Source organism: Timonella sp. A28, assembly GCF_051200815.1.
Taxonomy (GTDB): Bacteria; Actinomycetota; Actinomycetes; order Actinomycetales; family Cellulomonadaceae; genus Timonella.
Window position 1 is genome coordinate 816,268 of the sequence record NZ_CP195159.1, and the last position, 17,165, is coordinate 833,432.

General features: G+C 52.1%; 16 protein-coding genes. 4 read left to right on the top strand and 12 right to left on the bottom strand.

Annotation, left to right across the window (positions count from 1 at the left end; all coding sequences use genetic code 11):
• Positions 1 to 7: 7 nt before the first annotated feature.
• The 3 genes from grcA2 to dxs form a co-directional block, all read right to left on the bottom strand.
• Entirely contained in the window at positions 8 to 259 is a 252-nt protein-coding gene (grcA2, locus tag ACR9EC_RS03920) for an autonomous glycyl radical cofactor GrcA2 (RefSeq protein ID WP_435300203.1), read from the bottom strand.
• A 55-nt stretch (positions 260 to 314) separates the two neighbouring features.
• Positions 315 to 2,411 carry a pyruvate formate lyase family protein gene (locus ACR9EC_RS03925; RefSeq protein ID WP_435300204.1) on the bottom strand — a complete coding sequence of 699 codons (2,097 nt, stop codon included), beginning with the start codon at positions 2,409 to 2,411 and terminating at the stop codon, positions 315 to 317.
• A gap of 201 nt (positions 2,412 to 2,612) precedes the next feature.
• A complete protein-coding gene (gene dxs / locus ACR9EC_RS03930) occupies positions 2,613 to 4,496 on the bottom strand; it encodes a 1-deoxy-D-xylulose-5-phosphate synthase (protein ID WP_435300603.1) in 1,884 nt (627 codons plus the stop codon).
• A gap of 211 nt (positions 4,497 to 4,707) precedes the next feature.
• Between dxs and ACR9EC_RS03935 the strand changes: the two genes are divergently transcribed.
• Positions 4,708 to 5,610, top strand: coding sequence for an aminoglycoside phosphotransferase family protein (locus tag ACR9EC_RS03935; RefSeq protein ID WP_435300205.1), 903 nt, complete (start codon positions 4,708 to 4,710; stop codon positions 5,608 to 5,610).
• A gap of 20 nt (positions 5,611 to 5,630) precedes the next feature.
• Here the strand turns inward: ACR9EC_RS03935 and ACR9EC_RS03940 are convergent, their stop codons facing one another.
• The 5 genes from ACR9EC_RS03940 to ACR9EC_RS03960 all read right to left on the bottom strand — a co-directional run bounded on the left by ACR9EC_RS03940 (position 5,631) and on the right by ACR9EC_RS03960 (position 10,606).
• Entirely contained in the window at positions 5,631 to 6,056 is a 426-nt protein-coding gene (locus ACR9EC_RS03940) for a DUF1801 domain-containing protein (protein ID WP_435300206.1), read from the bottom strand.
• A 130-nt stretch (positions 6,057 to 6,186) separates the two neighbouring features.
• Entirely contained in the window at positions 6,187 to 6,750 is a 564-nt protein-coding gene (locus tag ACR9EC_RS03945) for a hypothetical protein (protein ID WP_435300207.1), read from the bottom strand.
• Positions 6,751 to 6,832: 82 nt separating this feature from the next.
• Positions 6,833 to 9,586, bottom strand: a complete 2,754-nt coding sequence (gene acnA, locus ACR9EC_RS03950) for an aconitate hydratase AcnA (RefSeq protein ID WP_435300208.1) — start codon at positions 9,584 to 9,586, stop codon at positions 6,833 to 6,835.
• Positions 9,587 to 9,860: 274 nt separating this feature from the next.
• A complete protein-coding gene (locus tag ACR9EC_RS03955; protein WP_435300209.1) occupies positions 9,861 to 10,181 on the bottom strand; it encodes a hypothetical protein in 321 nt (106 codons plus the stop codon).
• 38 nt (positions 10,182 to 10,219) lie between these two features.
• Positions 10,220 to 10,606: a hypothetical protein gene (locus ACR9EC_RS03960; RefSeq protein WP_435300210.1), complete on the bottom strand. Its 387-nt coding sequence runs from the start codon at positions 10,604 to 10,606 to the stop codon at positions 10,220 to 10,222.
• 465 nt (positions 10,607 to 11,071) lie between these two features.
• Here ACR9EC_RS03960 and ACR9EC_RS03965 point away from each other — a divergent pair, with 465 nt between their 5' ends.
• Complete coding sequence (locus tag ACR9EC_RS03965; protein WP_435300211.1) at positions 11,072 to 11,335, top strand: hypothetical protein; 264 nt, start codon at positions 11,072 to 11,074, stop codon at positions 11,333 to 11,335.
• Between the two features lie 60 nt (positions 11,336 to 11,395).
• On the opposite strand, the gene ACR9EC_RS03970 is transcribed toward ACR9EC_RS03965, so the two are convergent.
• The 3 genes from ACR9EC_RS03970 to ACR9EC_RS03980 form a co-directional block, all read right to left on the bottom strand.
• Positions 11,396 to 11,521 carry a hypothetical protein gene (locus ACR9EC_RS03970; protein ID WP_435300212.1) on the bottom strand — a complete coding sequence of 42 codons (126 nt, stop codon included), beginning with the start codon at positions 11,519 to 11,521 and terminating at the stop codon, positions 11,396 to 11,398.
• A gap of 134 nt (positions 11,522 to 11,655) precedes the next feature.
• On the bottom strand, positions 11,656 to 12,951 hold the full coding sequence (locus ACR9EC_RS03975) for a class I SAM-dependent RNA methyltransferase (protein WP_435300213.1): 1,296 nt from the start codon (positions 12,949 to 12,951) through the stop codon (positions 11,656 to 11,658).
• Between the two features lie 12 nt (positions 12,952 to 12,963).
• Positions 12,964 to 15,048 carry an APC family permease gene (locus tag ACR9EC_RS03980; RefSeq protein WP_435300214.1) on the bottom strand — a complete coding sequence of 695 codons (2,085 nt, stop codon included), beginning with the start codon at positions 15,046 to 15,048 and terminating at the stop codon, positions 12,964 to 12,966.
• 86 nt (positions 15,049 to 15,134) lie between these two features.
• Between ACR9EC_RS03980 and ACR9EC_RS03985 the strand changes: the two genes are divergently transcribed.
• Both ACR9EC_RS03985 and ACR9EC_RS03990 read left to right on the top strand, forming a co-directional pair.
• Positions 15,135 to 15,791 (top strand): potassium channel family protein, encoded by a 657-nt coding sequence (locus tag ACR9EC_RS03985; RefSeq protein ID WP_435300604.1) that lies wholly within the window; start codon positions 15,135 to 15,137, stop codon positions 15,789 to 15,791.
• Positions 15,788 to 16,450: a potassium channel family protein gene (locus tag ACR9EC_RS03990; protein ID WP_435300215.1), complete on the top strand. Its 663-nt coding sequence runs from the start codon at positions 15,788 to 15,790 to the stop codon at positions 16,448 to 16,450. Before ACR9EC_RS03985 ends, ACR9EC_RS03990 begins: the two co-directional genes overlap by 4 nt.
• Here the strand turns inward: ACR9EC_RS03990 and ACR9EC_RS03995 are convergent.
• Positions 16,410 to 17,165, bottom strand: a complete 756-nt coding sequence (locus tag ACR9EC_RS03995; protein WP_435300216.1) for a DUF3159 domain-containing protein — start codon at positions 17,163 to 17,165, stop codon at positions 16,410 to 16,412. The genes ACR9EC_RS03990 and ACR9EC_RS03995 overlap by 41 nt on opposite strands.

The following is a 17,165-nucleotide window of genomic DNA, read 5'->3' on the forward strand; positions in this document are numbered from 1 at the left end:
AACCGAATCACGCTGATTCGTGGAATGTACGCGAAAGAACGTCCATTTGCTGCTCACGTGTGAGGCGAACGAAGTTCACTGCGTATCCAGAAACACGAACTGTCAGGTTTGGGTAGTTGTCTGGGTTTTCCATCGCGTCAACAAGAGTGTCCTTGTTCAAAACGTTGACGTTTGCGTGGAAGAGGCCCTTCTCTCCACCCTGTGCTTCCTTAGAAGCCAACATTGCCTCACGGCGTTCTTCAAAGGTTTTTGCGCTCATTGTCATTCCTTCGATTCTTGAGTGTGTACAAGCTAGTTGAAACGTGTGCCGAGGATCAGCCGCGGAAGCCGAAACCGGAGTCCAGAACGCCAACGAGGTTAGCGACCTGTTCGTCCTTCGTACGTCCCATACCAGATGGGGTGATTGTGTTCGTCAACGAAATACCATCCAACGCGGAGTCGTATGGAAGTTTCGCTACCGAAAGCATCGAAGCGACCATTCCGTGTGTGTCACGGCCGTTCTCTGGGTTTGCACCAGGAGCAAAAGGAGTTCCAGCTTCGTGTCCACATGGGAAGGAACCTGTTGCTTTACCGTAAACCACGTTCGATGTGATTGTCAGTACGGACTGAGTTGGTACAGCGTCGCGGTACATAGGGATGGCCTTAATCTTTTCCATCACCGTATGCACAACGGTTGCAGCAATCTCGTCGGCACGGTCGTCGTCGTTTCCGTACAGTGGGAAGTCGCCTTCCGTCTTGTAGTCAACGATCAAACCGGTCTCATCACGGATTGGAGTGACCTTCGCGTATTTAATTGCTGACAGCGAGTCTGCAACAATCGACAAACCTGCGATACCGCAACCCATGGTGCGTACGATTTCTGCATCGTGCAACGCCATCTCGACGGACTCGTATGCGTACTTGTCGTGAGCGTAGTGAATGATGTTGAGAGCTTCAACGTAGGTTCCAACAACCCAGTCAAGCATCTCTTCATACTTGTTCCATACGTCATCAAAGTCGAGTGGGCCATCGCCTTGAACTGGTTCGTGACCAGAAACAATTTGCTTGCCTGACATTTCGTCGCGGCCACCGTTAAGTGCGTACAACAGAGCCTTAGCTGAGTTAACGCGAGCACCGAAGAACTGCATTTGCTTTCCAACACGCATTGGAGAAACGCAGCATGCGATTGCAGCGTCGTCGCCCCAGTGGTCACGAATTTGTTCGTCAGATTCGTATTGGATAGATGAGGTCTCAATTGAAACTGCAGCACACAAGTCTTTGTAGCCTTGTGGGAGGTTTTCGTCCCAGAAGATGGTGATGTTTGGTTCTGGAGCTGGACCGAGGTTACGCAGTGTCTGTAGGAGACGGTGCGAGGTCTTGGTGACAAGGGTACGGCCGTCTTCACCGATTCCAGCGTCTGACCAGGTTGCCCAGTATGGGTCGCCTGAGAAGATCTGGTCGTAGTCGATGGTGCGCAGGAAGCGGACGATACGAAGCTTAATGACGAGAGCGTCAATGATTTCTTGTGCTTCGGTTTCGGTGAGGGTGCCTTCTTGGAAGTCACGCTCTGAGTAGATGTCGAAGAAGGATGACAGACGTCCGATGGACATTGCTGCACCGTCTTGCGACTTAACTGAAGCTAAGTAACCAAAGTATGTCCACTGCACGGCTTCTTTGAAGTTTGCTGCTGGACGTGACAGGTCGAATCCGTAGAATTCGCCGAGGCGCTTGAGCTTCTTGAGCGATTTGATTTGCTCTGAGTGCTCTTCGCGGAAACGTGCCCAGTGTTCAGTGAATGGTTGGTCGGTCACTGAGTCTTTGTCTTTGAGTTTTTCTGCGATCAGGAAGTCTAGACCGTAGAGTGCAACGCGACGGTAGTCACCGATGATGCGGCCACGTCCGTAAGCGTCTGGAAGACCAGTGATGATGTGGCTTGATCGAGCAGCACGGATGCGTGGTGTGTAGATGTCGAACACGGCATCGTTGTGTGTTTTACGGTATTGGGTGAAGATTTTCTTCACGTCAGCGTCTGGTTCTTTGCCCGCTTCTTTGATTGCGGTTTCTACCATGCGCCATCCACCGTTTGGCATCATTGCGCGCTTGAGTGGAACGTCAGTTTGAAGACCTACACATACGTCGTCGTCTTCGCTGATGTAGCCTGCGGGGAAAGCATCAATGTCTGCTGGTGTGTGGACATCTACGTCGTAGACGCGCTGTTTACGTTCAACAGAGAGGTACTTCTGTTCCAGTGTTTCCCATACACGAAGTGTCTTCTCGGTTGGGCCGGCGAGGAAGCTGGCGTCGCCTTCGTATGGGGTGTAGTTGCGCTGGATAAAGTCACGCACGTCAATGAGGCTTGTCCAAGGCCCCTCTGCGAAACCGCGCCATGCACTGGACTGAGTTGTGGTGGCGTCGTGCTCTGTGGTTGTCATCGCCGTTTCCTCATTTTCTGATCCGGTTCGATCTTGATTCCAGCCTATAAAAAATTGATGGGATGAGTTGGGACCAAGGGCCCCACAGAGGCGCTTTTGCCTGTCTCTTCCATCACACTATACTCACCGGTGATCGTGCAGGTCAGAACATACGCTCCGCAGACAGCAAAGAACTGTACCTACCGCCTGCGGAGCAACGACTTAAAGATGTGAAACGAAACCAGTCACAGTTTCTGCTACTTGCTCAGCACTCAGCCCAAACTGCTCGACAACTTGTGCCCGAGAAGCATGATCAAGGAAGACAACAGGGAGCCCAATAGTACGCACTGGAACAAGTGATCCTGTGTCCGCAACATTTTCGGCGAGCAGCGCACCAACGCCACCTTTTGCTAAACCATCTTCGACAGTGACGACAAGATCATAGTTGCGTGCCTCGTCGATAAGTGCTTGTGGTGTTGGGATAACCCACAAAGGCGAAACAACTGTGACGGCATAGCCTTGGCTGGCGATCTTCTCCCCCGCTGCGAGCGAGGTAACTGCCATGGAGCCGATGCCGACGAGCAAGATTTTTTTGGCGTGCTCGTTGTGTTCGCCGTAATGCCCAATGATGTCGTAGCCGGCGCGCTGTTCAAGTGCGGGGATCGGCTCCCCCATCGCGCCTTTCGGGTATCGGACAACGCTGGGTGCGTCAGATATGTTTACGGCCTCGTTCAGTGCAGCACGCAATGTTTCTTCGTCGCGTGGAGCTGCTAAGTGTAGGCCTGGCACTATTCGCATGAGCGCCATGTCCCACATGCCGTTGTGGCTTGCGCCGTCGTCTCCAGTGATGCCTGCACGGTCAAGGGTGAAGGTCACTCCCGCTTTGTGCAATGCAACGTCCATGAGCACTTGGTCGAATGCGCGGTTCAAAAAGGTTGCATACAACGCTACGACTGGGTGCAGGCCAGCGTAAGCCATGCCTGCCGCTGAGGTTGCTGCGTGTTGTTCTGCAATACCAACATCAAACGTGCGTTTGGGGAATTCTTTTTGGAATGGTGCCAAACCGACGGGTTCCAGCATTGCCGCAGTGATCGTGACGATGTCTTCTCGTTCTCGCCCGATCTTGACGATTTCGTCGGCGAACACTGATGTCCATCCGAACCGTGAAGGCGCGATTGGTAAACCCGTTTCTGGGTGTATTTGACCAACGGCGTGGAAACGATCCGCAATGTCTTCTTCTGCTGGCTTGTATCCGCGGCCTTTTTCAGTGATGACGTGTACGAGCACTGGGGCGTCGAATTGCTTGGCGCGTTGTAACGCAAAGTGAAGTTCAGCGAGGTCGTGGCCGTTAACTGGACCCACATATTTGATGCCGAGGTCTTCAAACCAGCCTTGTGGTCGAATAACGTTTTTGACGCCCTTTTTGAGTCCGTGTAGCGCGTCGTACATCATCTGCCCAGGCACACCAAAGCGCGGCAGGTTCTTTTTACCCCACGTGAGCATGCCTTCGTATTGGCGTGTGGTGCGCAACCCGTCGAGGTGTTTCGCAAGCCCACCAATGGTTGGTGAATATGAGCGGCCGTTGTCATTGACGATAACAACGACCTTGCGGTCGTCACTTTCGGCAATGTTATTCAATGATTCCCATGCCATACCGCCGGTAAGTGCGCCATCACCAATGACTGCTACGACATGCCTGTCATGTACGCCCTTCACAAGGTTGGCTTTTGCTATGCCGTCAGCCCACGAAACAGCGGTTGATGCGTGAGAGTTTTCTACAACATCATGTTCTGACTCGGCGCGGCACGGGTACCCGGAAAGCCCGCCTTGCTTACGCAGGTCAGTGAAGTCACGTCGCCCCGTTAAGAGTTTGTGCACGTACGACTGGTGTCCGGTATCAAACACAAACGTGTCTTTAGGAGAATCAAAAATCCTGTGCATGGCGATTGTCATTTCGACAACACCTAAGTTTGGCCCAAGGTGTCCGCCCGTTTTTGATACTGATTGGACAAGATAGTCGCGGATTTCTTGGGCAAGCGTCTCTGCTTGCTCAAGGTTCAGCGCTTTCACGTCTGCTGGGGAGTTCACCTTCTCTAGGAAGCCCAACGTTTTCCCCTCTCTTTGTGCGCCGCTCACCGCATGATGTCGCGCAAATACGTCATCGCGAAGCTCACGGAAAAACTCTTAACACTCCACTGTAGTAACTGAACGGGCTAGGACACTAACTGAGAACTGTATGTCACAGGTTCATCCCCGTAATCTGTGTGAAAAGGGCACACTTTCCACCGACTCGGAAAACACATGCAACCATGGTGAGGTGTCTTCACCTGATTCTTTTTCTGTTTCTGAAACTAGCGCAAACCTTGTGCACCAACTTGTGCGGGAGCATCTTCCAGCTTTCGCCGGATTTCCTGTTTCTTTAGCCGCCCAAGGGTGGGACAACATCATGTTTCGTGTTGGGGCTCATCATGCGGCGCGTTTTCCGCAACGCATGGAAGCCCTGCCGCTGTTACACAACGAAATCAAGTGGCTTGCAACAGCTGCTGCTCCCCTAACAGTTTCTGTACCAACCATCTCGCATGTTGTGGCACCAAGTTCACTGTTTCCACACCCGTGGACAGTCGTGACCTGGATTGACGGCTCACGAGGCTTAGCGCAGTCTCCACAATCGCGAGATGTGATAGTTCGCGAGCTAGGCCAACAGTTAGCGGCGCTGCATCGTCCCGCACCACAAAACGCACCACGCAACCCTTACCGTGGTGGTCCACTAACTGAACGAAACACTGTCATGCGTGAACGTACACGATCGCTGCCGGAGCTTAACGCACTCAACACAGTGTGGGAGGCCGCTCTCTCTGCACCCGAATGGAAGCATGACGGTTGGTGGTGCCACGGAGATCTCCACCCAGGCAACTATGTTCTACACGAGGACCACAAACTGGCTGGAATTATTGACTTTGGTGACCTGTGTGCGGGAGATCCTGCTCTTGACCTCATGACCGCGTGGACTTCTTTCACCGAAACAGGACGCTCACAATTTTTTGATTCATATTTTGCAGCGTGTGATAAACGCATCCGAGAAGACTCAGGGATTATTGACCGGGCACGAGGCTGGGCCGCACTTTCGATGGTTAGCGGAGTTTTAACATCACCACTATCGACACCAGATTTTGTTGACATGGCGCAGTGGACACTTAACCAACTCCTACACGAACAATAAATCACAGCCACCGCACAGGTTCACACCGTGTGGTGGTAGTGACTCTTCACGTACTCGTATGAGCGTTGAATTATTTCTCGTAACACTTCGTCGTGCACGTCCGCCAACGTATTAATGTACAAGCAAGATTTTGAGGCCTTATGTTTCCCTAACTGCGCAAGTAGTTCCGCGCATCCTGCAAACTCGAAAGAAACATAAAGTACAAGAGAACTACGCCGTGGAGAAAACCCCGCCGCACACATATCACCCTCACGACCAGATGCATACACATAGTGGTAAGAGTCAAAACCAATAATGCTTGGCCCCCACATAACTGGCTCATACCCGGTAATGTCTTGATGCATGCGGAGCAACGTCAACGCATCATTGTGCCGCGTCGGGTGATCAATGGCGGCTATAAACTCATGCGAAGATTGCCGAGTAGGCCGCGTTTTGTTTTCGCTCATACCTCACGCTAAAGCATACATGTACTCAGTTCCTGCGAAAAACACTTATCCACGACGCAAAAACTATTGTTCCCTGGGCCTATCTGCGAACACCTTATTAAACAACCGGTGTAACGCGCTCCCAGATGTGCTAGTCCACTGAAATATTTGGCACGGGTATCTGTTCGTTTAGAACGATATTTGTTACTCCAAGATCACTATAAAACCCATCAAATGGTCTACCCCACGACGACGTATAGGCTTTTCCATCAGGCCAAAAAACAACAACGTTCTGTTCGCCAAGGAACACTTGTGTCACTTCAATTGCTCGCCCATCAACCATATTGAAGCGATACCCTGTTGCTGGATTACCATACAGTTCTTGCTGTTCGCCGCGGAACGGTTTCGCTGGCATCTTTTCAAAAGCACGTGTCAGGTCAGGAATTATTTCAGCTGAAGTGATCACCGTATGGGTTGCTTCATCAGGATTCTGTGCATACGTGTACTCAAACAATTCGACGCTTTTTACTTCGTGATCCATCACGTCATGGAGCGTCATCGAAACAGGAACAAGACTTCTTCCAAACCACACTGCCGCAATAATAAGAAAAACGCAGGCACACACAACCAATAAGATACGACTCTTACCTAATGCTTTTCCTTCATGACGTAACCCTAAATACCGCTCTACCTTAAGTAAAGGAAAACTATTCAAAGCCCACCTGCGATTTATAACGCGTGTGGCCTCCCCCAAAATTGAGGAGGCCACGCGTCATGAAGCTTTCAAGCTACACGGTTTAGTCAACAAGTGACCGCAGTACGTATTGCAAGATACCGCCGTTACGGTAGTAGTCAGCTTCACCTGGTGTGTCGATACGGACAACAGCGTCAAACACAACCGAAGTTCCGTCTGGCTTTGTTGCAGTAACCTGCACGGTCGCAGGTGTAACACCGTTGTTGAGTTCTGTCACTCCAGCGATGTCGAACGCTTCCGTTCCATCTAAACCAAGCGAATCAGCTGATTCTCCTGCAGGGAATTGCAGCGGAAGCACACCCATACCGATGAGGTTAGAACGGTGGATACGCTCAAACGACTCAGTGATAACAGCCTTCACACCAAGAAGAGCAGTTCCCTTAGCAGCCCAGTCACGTGACGACCCTGAACCGTACTCCTTGCCACCCAGCACAACCAATGGAATGCCTGCACGCTGGTAGTCCTGTGATGCGTCATAAATGAATGACTGTTCACCGGTGAGGAAGTTGAACGTGTAACCACCTTCAACATCATTCAACAGCTGGTTACGCAAACGAATGTTTGCGAAAGTACCGCGGATCATGACTTCGTGGTTTCCACGACGAGAACCGTACGAGTTGAAGTCACGACGAGCGACACCATTGCTCGTCAAGTATTCGGCGGCTGGCGTGCCAGGTTTGATCGCACCAGCTGGGCTGATGTGGTCGGTTGTCACAGAGTCGCCAAGTTTAGCGAGAACGCGCGCACCCGTGATGTCCGTTACTGGAGCTGGAGTTTTGCCCATGCCCTCAAAGTAAGGAGGTTTACGTACGTAAGTGGATTCGTTGTCCCACTCGAACGTGTTTCCCACTGGGGTTGGAAGCGCACGCCAGTGCTCGTCGCCTGCGAAAACGTCGGCATAGTCGCTTTCAAACATTTCGCGGTCGATCGACGCGTCAATTGTTGCCTGAACTTCTTCAGGTGTTGGCCAAATGTCCTTCAGGAACACTGGCGCACCAGCCTGATCGAAACCAAGTGGCTCGTGATCAAAGTCGAACTCCATGGTTCCAGCGAGCGCATACGCGATCACAAGTGGAGGGGAAGCCAAGTAGTTCATTTTGACGTCTGGGTTGATACGGCCTTCGAAGTTTCGGTTACCTGAAAGTACTGAAACGACGGATAGGTCGTGTTCGTTGACGGCTTCGGACACTTTTTCGTCGAGCGGACCAGAGTTACCGATACAGGTTGTGCACCCGTATCCGACAAGGTGGAAGCCAAGCTTTTCAAGGTATGGCCACATGCCAGCCTTGTTGTAGTAGTTGGTGACTACTTGTGAACCTGGTGCCATAGAGGTCTTAACCCATGGTTTCGCTTCGAGGCCTTTTTCTACGGCTTTCTTTGCTACGAGCGCAGCAGCGAGCATAACCGAAGGGTTCGAAGTGTTTGTGCACGAGGTGATCGAGGCGATAGCAACTGCACCATGGAACAACCCGAAGGATTTTCCGTTTGAGTCAGTAACGTCTACGACCTTGCGTGTATTTACTGCTTCTGCTGGAGCGTCCGAGGCGGGGAAGGACTCTTCGACGGTTTCGTCTTCGAGAGCTGCAACTTCTGGCGCATAGTTTGGCAGATCGCGCAGGAACTGTTCCTTAGCGTGGTCCAACTGGATGCGGTCTTGTGGTCGCTTTGGTCCAGCAATCGATGGGACTACAGTTGCGAGATCAAGTTCAAGATATTCGGAGAACTGCGGCTCAATGTAAGTGTCTGCTGTTGGATCTAACCACAACCCTTGTTCTTTCGCGTAAGCTTCAACAAGTGCGAGAGAGTCCTCGGAACGGCCAGTGAGACGCAGGTAGTCAACGGTGACACCGTCAATTGGGAAGATCGCCGCGGTCGAACCGAACTCTGGGCTCATGTTACCGATCGTTGCACGGTTAGCCAGTGGCACCGAAGCCACACCCTCACCATAGAATTCAACGAACTTTCCAACTACCCCGTGCTGGCGGAGCATTTGGGTGATAGTGAGCACCACGTCAGTTGCAGTAACTCCAGATGGGATCTGACCGGTTAGTTTGAAACCAACAACACGTGGGATCAGCATGGAAACTGGCTGCCCAAGCATCGCCGCTTCTGCTTCAATACCACCGACGCCCCAACCGAGTACGCCGAGCCCGTTCACCATGGTGGTGTGCGAGTCTGTTCCAACACAGGTGTCAGGGTAGGCCCGGACAACGCCGCCAACTTCACGGGTCATGATGGTACGCGCCAAGAACTCAATGTTGACTTGGTGGACGATACCCGTGCCCGGTGGGACTACTTTGAAGTCGTCGAAAGCTGTTTGGCCCCAGCGAAGGAACTGGTAGCGCTCGCGGTTACGTTCGTATTCGAGTTCAACGTTGCGTTGGAATGCGTCTGCCCGGCCTGCTACGTCAATTTGGACGGAGTGGTCGATAACGAGTTCGGCTGGTGCGAGTGGGTTGATCCGTGATGGGTCTCCGCCGAGTTCTGCGACTGCTTCACGCATGGTTGCGAGGTCAACGACGCATGGAACACCAGTGAAGTCCTGCATGATAACGCGGGCAGGGGTGAACTGGATTTCGGTGTTTGGCTGGGATGATGGGTCCCAGTTCGCTAGAGCTTGGATGTGCTCTGCGGTGATGTTTGCACCATCTTCGGTGCGCAGTAGGTTCTCTGCAAGAACCTTGAGGCTGTATGGAAGCTTTTCCAAACCTGGCACGGCCGAAAGGCGGAAGATTTCGTATGAGGTGCCGTTGACCTCAAGCGATCCCTTCGAACCAAACGTGTCGACGTTACTCACGGACACTCCTTCATGATTGGCGAGTTCCTGACAGCCCCTGCGCTGATGCGTGCTGGACTGCCAAAGGGGGGCATACCCGTACGGGTTTTCACGATTATCAGGACAACTTTTGACCACAGCCGCTATGAAAAAAGCGGTTGGGCGTCGTGTGATACCTCGTGTCGTTCTCGTTCACAACAATCATACACGATTTATCTTGACGTCAAGATAAATCGTGTATTGTTTTACCTATTTGCTCTTCTCAGCAAGCGTCACTTTACGGAAGCTCCACACGTCACGCTGGTCGATAATTGGTGAAAGCCTGAACCGTGTCCCAAGCATGTGACGCATACGATTTAAACACTGTTACGCGCCCGTTCGTCGTGAGATGCACACTCAACACACCACCATTCACGTCATACCCCCACCGCGATCCATTCACCGCAATATCAGGGTCGTACGGTTCGAAAAACAACTCGATCACGTTATGTGGACGAAGAACCTTAAACATTTGGATCTGCATACCCTCAGGCAAATCACCTTCAAAAAAGGTAGGCATGTTGATTTCTGGGTCAATCCCGTACTTTCGCACCGTCGACACAGATGCTTCAGCCACGATTCTCTCCTTTACTACTCACACACCACACGATGAAACTAAACCTCATCGCTGCTAGTGAGCGACCATTCCCAGCCGTTAGACGTCAACAAGTTCGTAAGGACAATAACAGCAGCACCTTTGGGCAAGTCTAGGACAATACTCCCTATAACCTTCTCTGCCGGACCAATTGAGATCGGAAGCATGTCAGATTCCGAAAGACAGGTATACCCATTACCTTGTGGGTTATTTATGCGCACGCCCTCTTTATCAAAAGCAACAAAATCGTGCTCTGATATAGAAAAGTCCTCATTCTCTTTAAGTTCCGGATATGACTCAACCTCAAAATAAACCCTGACGTAACGATCATTCTTAGGCTTTTCTGGGAATGCTCCTGTGCACTTCACCTGCGTATCAATTTTTGTGATACGAAAATCTACAGCCATAACATTTTCATCAGTACTTGAAGAAACTCCAGCCCAGTCCCCGACTTCCTTAAGAAGATTCCCCCGAGGGCTTATGCCATGAGAGGCATATCGTTCGCTTGCCTTTCCAGTTGATTCGCTTGGCGCGGGAGTTGAACTCGCTTCTATCGAAGGTTCAGCTGTGACCGTTTCTGTGACGGTCACAGTCGGCGCCGGAGTGCTTTCAGCAGAACACCCCGTCATAAGCAACGCAACAAGGCTTCCTAGCGCCAAAGATTTTTTCATCATCACACTCGTTTCAAAGGAATAGGTGGCAGCCCGCCTTTTTCTAACTCTCACATAAATAAAGGATGCTTGAATGCGGCACGCCGGTGAATGTTATTTTGGAGATTAGTCGCACGCCCCACCCTTTACCTGCTACGTACAGGCCACTCCTCAACCACTGCACTGCACTGCACTGCACTGCACTAAGGTAAGGTAAGCCCAATGAGTAATGTTTCTTCCGTGTACACCGCGGGCATCTCCGCTGAAGAAGCAGAATCCCGTGCACGAGCATGGAACGAACCTCGTCATTATTTCTTCATCATCGATGCCGAAGAAGCCCCAGATATCTACGATGGCTATGACATTGCAATCGACTGCTATTACATGGCTGGCATTGACGGGGACAAAGCAGGACGCGAGTTAGCAACATTTCTGGGCAACGCTGCAACCGCTCAAGACTTAGAGCAGCAGACGACTGCGCAGTAAATCTTTCTCGATACTGCGACGACAAACTCCTCGGCTAGCGTCTCCTCACGACCTACTATTTCAAGGCTCACCAATACGCACAGCGATCCACTCATATGGACGAGAAGTCTTTAAATCCATAACCGCGCTAGCGTTCAACTTTAACTGCTGCACGGCATACCCATTACTGATTTCGAAAGGTTCCACATGCTTTTTAAATCAGATATGAAGCCAACATACCAAGACAAAACAATCCCGCTTTTCGCAATCAAAGCGGGAGTGTTTTTGTGCGACGTGAAAATGTAACCGCAGATCAGAGCGCTACAGCGACACGGTGAAACCTACCGAGTCAACAGGGCGACACACTCTACATGGTGCGTCATGGGGAATAGATCGAAAGCGCGTAGAGCTGTAAGTGTGTAACCGTGCGCTGCAAAGTAGTTGATGTCACGGGCCATAGCTGCAGGGTCGCACGCAACATACACAACGTGTTGTGGTTGAAGTTTGGCTGTTTCCTTGACAACTTCGCGTCCAGCGCCTGCACGTGGCGGGTCCATAACGACGATGTCTGCACCACCCATTGCGCCGTGGTCACGGCTGCGAAGAGTTTTGGCGACGTCTCCATTATGCACTTCTGCTTGTTCGTATGAGTGGAGGTTTCGTCGTGCGTCGCGGCAGGCTTTTTCGTCGCCTTCAATCGCAACGACACGACCGACTGGACCAACAGCTGCGGATAGTGGCACCGAGAACAATCCTGCACCGGAATACAAGTCAACTACTGTCGCGTCTTCTAGTTCCAGCCCGTTAAAACGCGCCATATCGAGTACTGTTTGCGCAAGAAGTGCGGGTGCTTCACGGTGGACTTGCCAAAAACCTGCTGCAGCAACCTGATATGTGTGGGTGAACCCATCTACGGTGACGGTTTCAGTCACGTTGCGTTTTGCGTTCGGGCGAGGATCTTGGAAGCCTTTTCGTTCAGGTTCCCCGTTAAGTAAGACAACGCCTTGGGCTCCGTTGGCTGGAGCAACAACTTCAAGTCGGCTTTCAGGAGCCCACTGTTTATCGAAAACACGATGCTCTGCAGCGAGGTCAAGCGCTTCTTGTGTTGCGAGCGGCATTGTTTTTAGTGGGGTGATGGTGTGTGAACGGTGTCCGCGCATACCGATTCTGCCGGCTTCGTCGGCGATAACGTCGAATCGGGTGCGATAGTTGAGTCCGCCGCGTTCTTCATCACCGGGTGCTGCTTCAACGGTGACATCCCAGTCGAGACGTGCCAGGTGTTGAAGTTGTTCAGCAATGACGGCTGCTTTCCATCGTCGCTGGCCTTCCAATGACACATGTGAGAGCTCTCCCCCACCTACGCCGTGTGCTCCTGCGGCAGGCCATGCAGTTGGTACACGGTCTGCGCTTGGTTCAAGGATGTGCACGGCATCTGCACGCCAAAATTTGGCGTTTTCTTCGTGGTCGGTTAGAACGGCACGTACTTTTTCGCCGGGTAGTGTGTGGCGCACGAACACGACTCGTCCCTCATGTCGAGCTACACAGTGACCACCATGTGCAACCTTCCCGATTTCGAGTTCAATCAATTCGGGTTGGGCAGCGGCAGTGTGGGACGGTTGAGATGCTGAAGTGTTCACTGGCCTATTATCTCAGTGTTCACTTTGTGAAGTGGACTCACTGCGGGTGCTATTGGGCACAGCAGTCTGCGTTGTCGGTGTGTTGTGCTCTTCCATGGACACAGGTTGGCTTGTTTGCGGGAAGTGTGTCGTCTCTACGCCCTTGTTTTGCGATGAGACGAGCTGCCATGGCACCGATGACACAACGACGCCTGGGGTAAAGAGTAGGCGCGATTTGAGGCGTATGGCGCTCTGGTTGTGCAAGATTTGCTCCCACCAGTGCCCTACAACGTATTCGGGTATGTAGACGACGACGAGGTCGCGTGGGCTTTGCCTGCGGATTGAACGCACATAGCTGAGGATCGGTCGCGTTATTTCGCGGAATGGTGAGTTCAATACTCGCAGCGGTACGGGAATGTTGAGCTCTTCCCATTCTTTGCGTAATCCAACAACGTCTTCGGCATCCACTGCAACAGTGACACCTTCGATGGTGTTTGGTCGTGTGGCGCGAGCGTATGCGAGGGCACGCATTGTTGGCTTGTGTAGGCGGGAAATGAGAACGATGGCGTGTACGCGGCTTGGTAGTGCACTGGCGTTGGTTTTGTCTGGTCCGAGGGTGAGTTCTTCGTGTACCGATTGATAGTGCTTATGTACTGCGCCCATAACAAGAAATAGGACTGCCATGATGAGGAGGGTAAGCCATGCGCCGTGCGTGAATTTCGTGATGAGGACGACGATCAGGACGGTTCCTGTCATCGCGAATCCCATAATGTTGACTGCACGTGATCGTTTCATGCGGCGGCGTTCTTGTGGCCCTGTTGCTTTGCGGAGTTCCCTCGCCCAGTGTTTGATCATGCCTAGCTGTGAGAGCGTGAAGGATATGAATACCCCGACGATGTATAGCTGGATGAGCCTGGTGACTTGGGCGTCGAACAGCCAGATCAGAACGATGGCTCCGGCAGCTAGTGTCATGATTCCGTTGGAGAATGCTAGGCGGTCTCCTCGGGTGTGCATTTGTCGTGGTAGGTATCCGTCGCGGGCAAGGATGGAGCCAAGTATGGGGAATCCGTTGAAGGCTGTGTTTGCGGCGAACATGAGGATCAAACCGGTAACGGCTGAGATGAAGTAAAACAGCCATGGTGCCCCTGCGAATACGACTTCTGCGAGTTGTGAGATGACGGGGTGCTGTATGTAGTCTTCGGGGATTGCAGCGCCGTTTAGGGTGAGTTGTTCTGCAGGGTTTTCTGCATATTTGACGCCGGTTGCTTGTGCAAGGATCAAGATGGAGGTCAGCATTGTCGCTGAAATCGTTCCGAGCATCAGCAAGGTGAGTGCTGCGTTTCGCGATTTGGGTTTTTTAAATGAGGGCACTCCGTTTGAGATTGCTTCTACACCGGTGAGGGCTGCACAGCCGGACGCGAATGCTCTTGCTAGGAGTAGGGCTCCGCCTAGTCCTGTTAGTCCTTGACTGTAGGCTTCTGAAGCGCTGAGTTCGAAGTGTGCGCTTTCGGCTTGGCCAAGTGTTCCGGCCGCGTATTGGATGAAACCAAGAACTGCGAGTAACCCGATTGCGAGCATGAATAGGTAGACCGGGATGGCGAATGCTTTTCCGGATTCTTTTACGCCGCGTAGGTTCATAATCGTCAAGAAAATTACTACTACGATTGCCAGACTTGTTTCGTGTCCGCGGAGTGCGGGAACGGCTGATGCCGCATATTGCGATGCAGAGGATATGGATACTGCAACAGTCAGTACGTAGTCGACGAGGAGCGCACTTGCGACACCTAATCCGGCTTTTTTGCCGAGGTTTTTGGTGACGACTTCGTAGTCTCCACCACCTGATGGGTATGCTCGCACGTTTTGGCGGTATGAGGTGACTACGGTGAGTAGGACGATAACGACGACGAGGCCAACCCATGGTGACCAGATAGTGGCGGCGGCTCCTGCCAACGCTAGCGTCAACAAAATTTCATCCGGCGCGTATGCCACGGATGACAGCGCGTCTGATGCGAATACTGGGAGTGCTAGCCGCTTGGGTAGAAGTGTATGCCCAAGTCGTTCGCTGCTCATTGGTCGGCCTAGCACCAGCCGCTTGGCAGCATCCATAATGTCTGACACGTCTAGCAATGCTATGCCTATTTTGCGCGTTGCGTTACCCCAAACGCGAAGAAAGGTGTAGCGTTTCGGCTGTGCACTTCATCATTATGGGATGCGGGCGTGTAGGCGCAACACTCGCACAGTCTTTAGAAAACTACGGCCACTCTGTTGCTGTCGTGGATCAAAATCCTGAGTCTTTTAGGCGACTTAACCCCGAATTTAGTGGGAAAAAGGTTACTGGGATCGGGTTTGACCGTGACACTCTCATTCAAGCGGGGATCGACGAATGCTATGCGTTTGCTGCGGTTTCTGATGGTGATAATTCAAATATTTTGGCGGCGCGTGTCGCGCGTGAAAAGTTTGGGGTCGATCATGTTGTTGCCCGAATTTATGACACGCAACGCGCAGAGATTTATCAGCGGTTAGGTATTTCCACTGTCGCCACTGTGCGTTGGACTTCTGATCAGGTGTTGCGGCGTATGCTGCCCTTGGGTGCTACCGACGAGTATCGGGACCCGTCAGGGAATGTGCGGTTATGCCAGATTGATGTTCACCCGAAGTGGTTTGGGGTGTCGATTGCCGCTATTGATGCAGCTACTGGTGCACGTACAGCTTTTGTTGCGCGGTATGGCACGGGGCAACTTGTTGATTCCACAACGGTACTGCAAGAGGGTGATGTGCTGCATATGCTCATTCATGCTGCGGATGTTTCTGCGGTTGAGCGGATCCTGACTCATGAGCCTGATGTGGAGCAAGAAAAGTGAAAGTTGTTATTGCTGGGGCGGGTTCTGTTGGCCGTTCGATTGCGCGTGAATTGCTTGTAAACGAGCACGATGTGACGATCATTGATCGTCAGCCTAGTGCTATGCGTGTCGCGCAAGTTCCTGAAGCTGAGTGGTTGTTGGCTGATGCGTGTGAGTTGGCGACTCTTGACGAGGCTGAGGCTGGGAAGTGCGATGTCATTGTCGCTGCTACTGGGGATGACAAAGCGAATTTAGTTATTTCTTTGCTAGCAAAAACTGAGTATGGGGTTCCGCGTGTAGTTGCGCGTGTCAATAACCCGAAAAACGAGTGGATGTTTGATGAGGCGTGGGGCGTTGACGTTGCGGTGTCTACCCCACGCATCATGACTGCGATGGTTGAAGAAGCTGTGGCGGTGGGTGACTTGGTAAAGATTTTTACTTTTCACCAGTCTGGCGCAGATATTTTGGAGTTCACGTTGCCTAGTGACTCGCATTTGGTCGGGCAGACTGTTGGGCAAGTGACGTGGCCTCGGGATACTGTTTTGGCTGCGATTGTTCGCGGTGACCGGCCTCTGTCACCACAAAATGATGACACTCTTGAGGCCGGCGACGAGTTACTTTTTGTTTCTGGTTCTGCGGTTACTCTTGAGGATCTTCAACGGATTCTGGTTGGCGGATAATTCGCCAAGATAGCCACAGCACCAGCGCGAACAAGGGTAGTCCCATCACGATTCGTGCGGTTCCAAGCATCCCTATTGCCGAGTCGCCGGCGAGGTACAGTGGCCCTTGTACGGCGAGTCGCGCAGCAAAGAGCCCTATCCACAGCCATGTCACTAGGGTGTAGCGTTTTAGCAGGCTAGGGTTTTTGCGCCATTGTGTGGGAAATTTTAACGCGGGGGTTTCTTCTTCTGTTGTTTTCGGTGCGGTGTTGGACACCCCGAAACCAGATTTGAGGAGTTCAACAAGGACACCCACACCTGGCCACCGAACGATCACTGATACGACGAGCGCAAGTAGGTAGGCGATGTTGATGAGCAAGCCTGGTGCGTAAAAGTCTGATGCTTCTCCTGATTTCCAGGCAATGAACAGACCGACGAGCACACCAAAGATGCCTGAGAACGCCATGGTTACTTGTGTACGTTGCACAAGACGGATCACGACGAGCGTGAGCGCTACCCCTAACGATAAGACCAGCGCAGGCGCTAAGTCTTTAGTGGTGAGATAAACGATGAGGTAGATGAGCCCTGGCGCGACGGCTTCGATGAGTCCTCGGATGCCACCTACTGAAGCAAGCGCATCAAATTCTTGAGCGGTGAGTGAGTTCACGCCGCGTTTGGGGGCTTCTTCGGTAGCTTCTGCTGGTTGTACAAGGTTCTCGTCAGGTGTGTGGGGCAC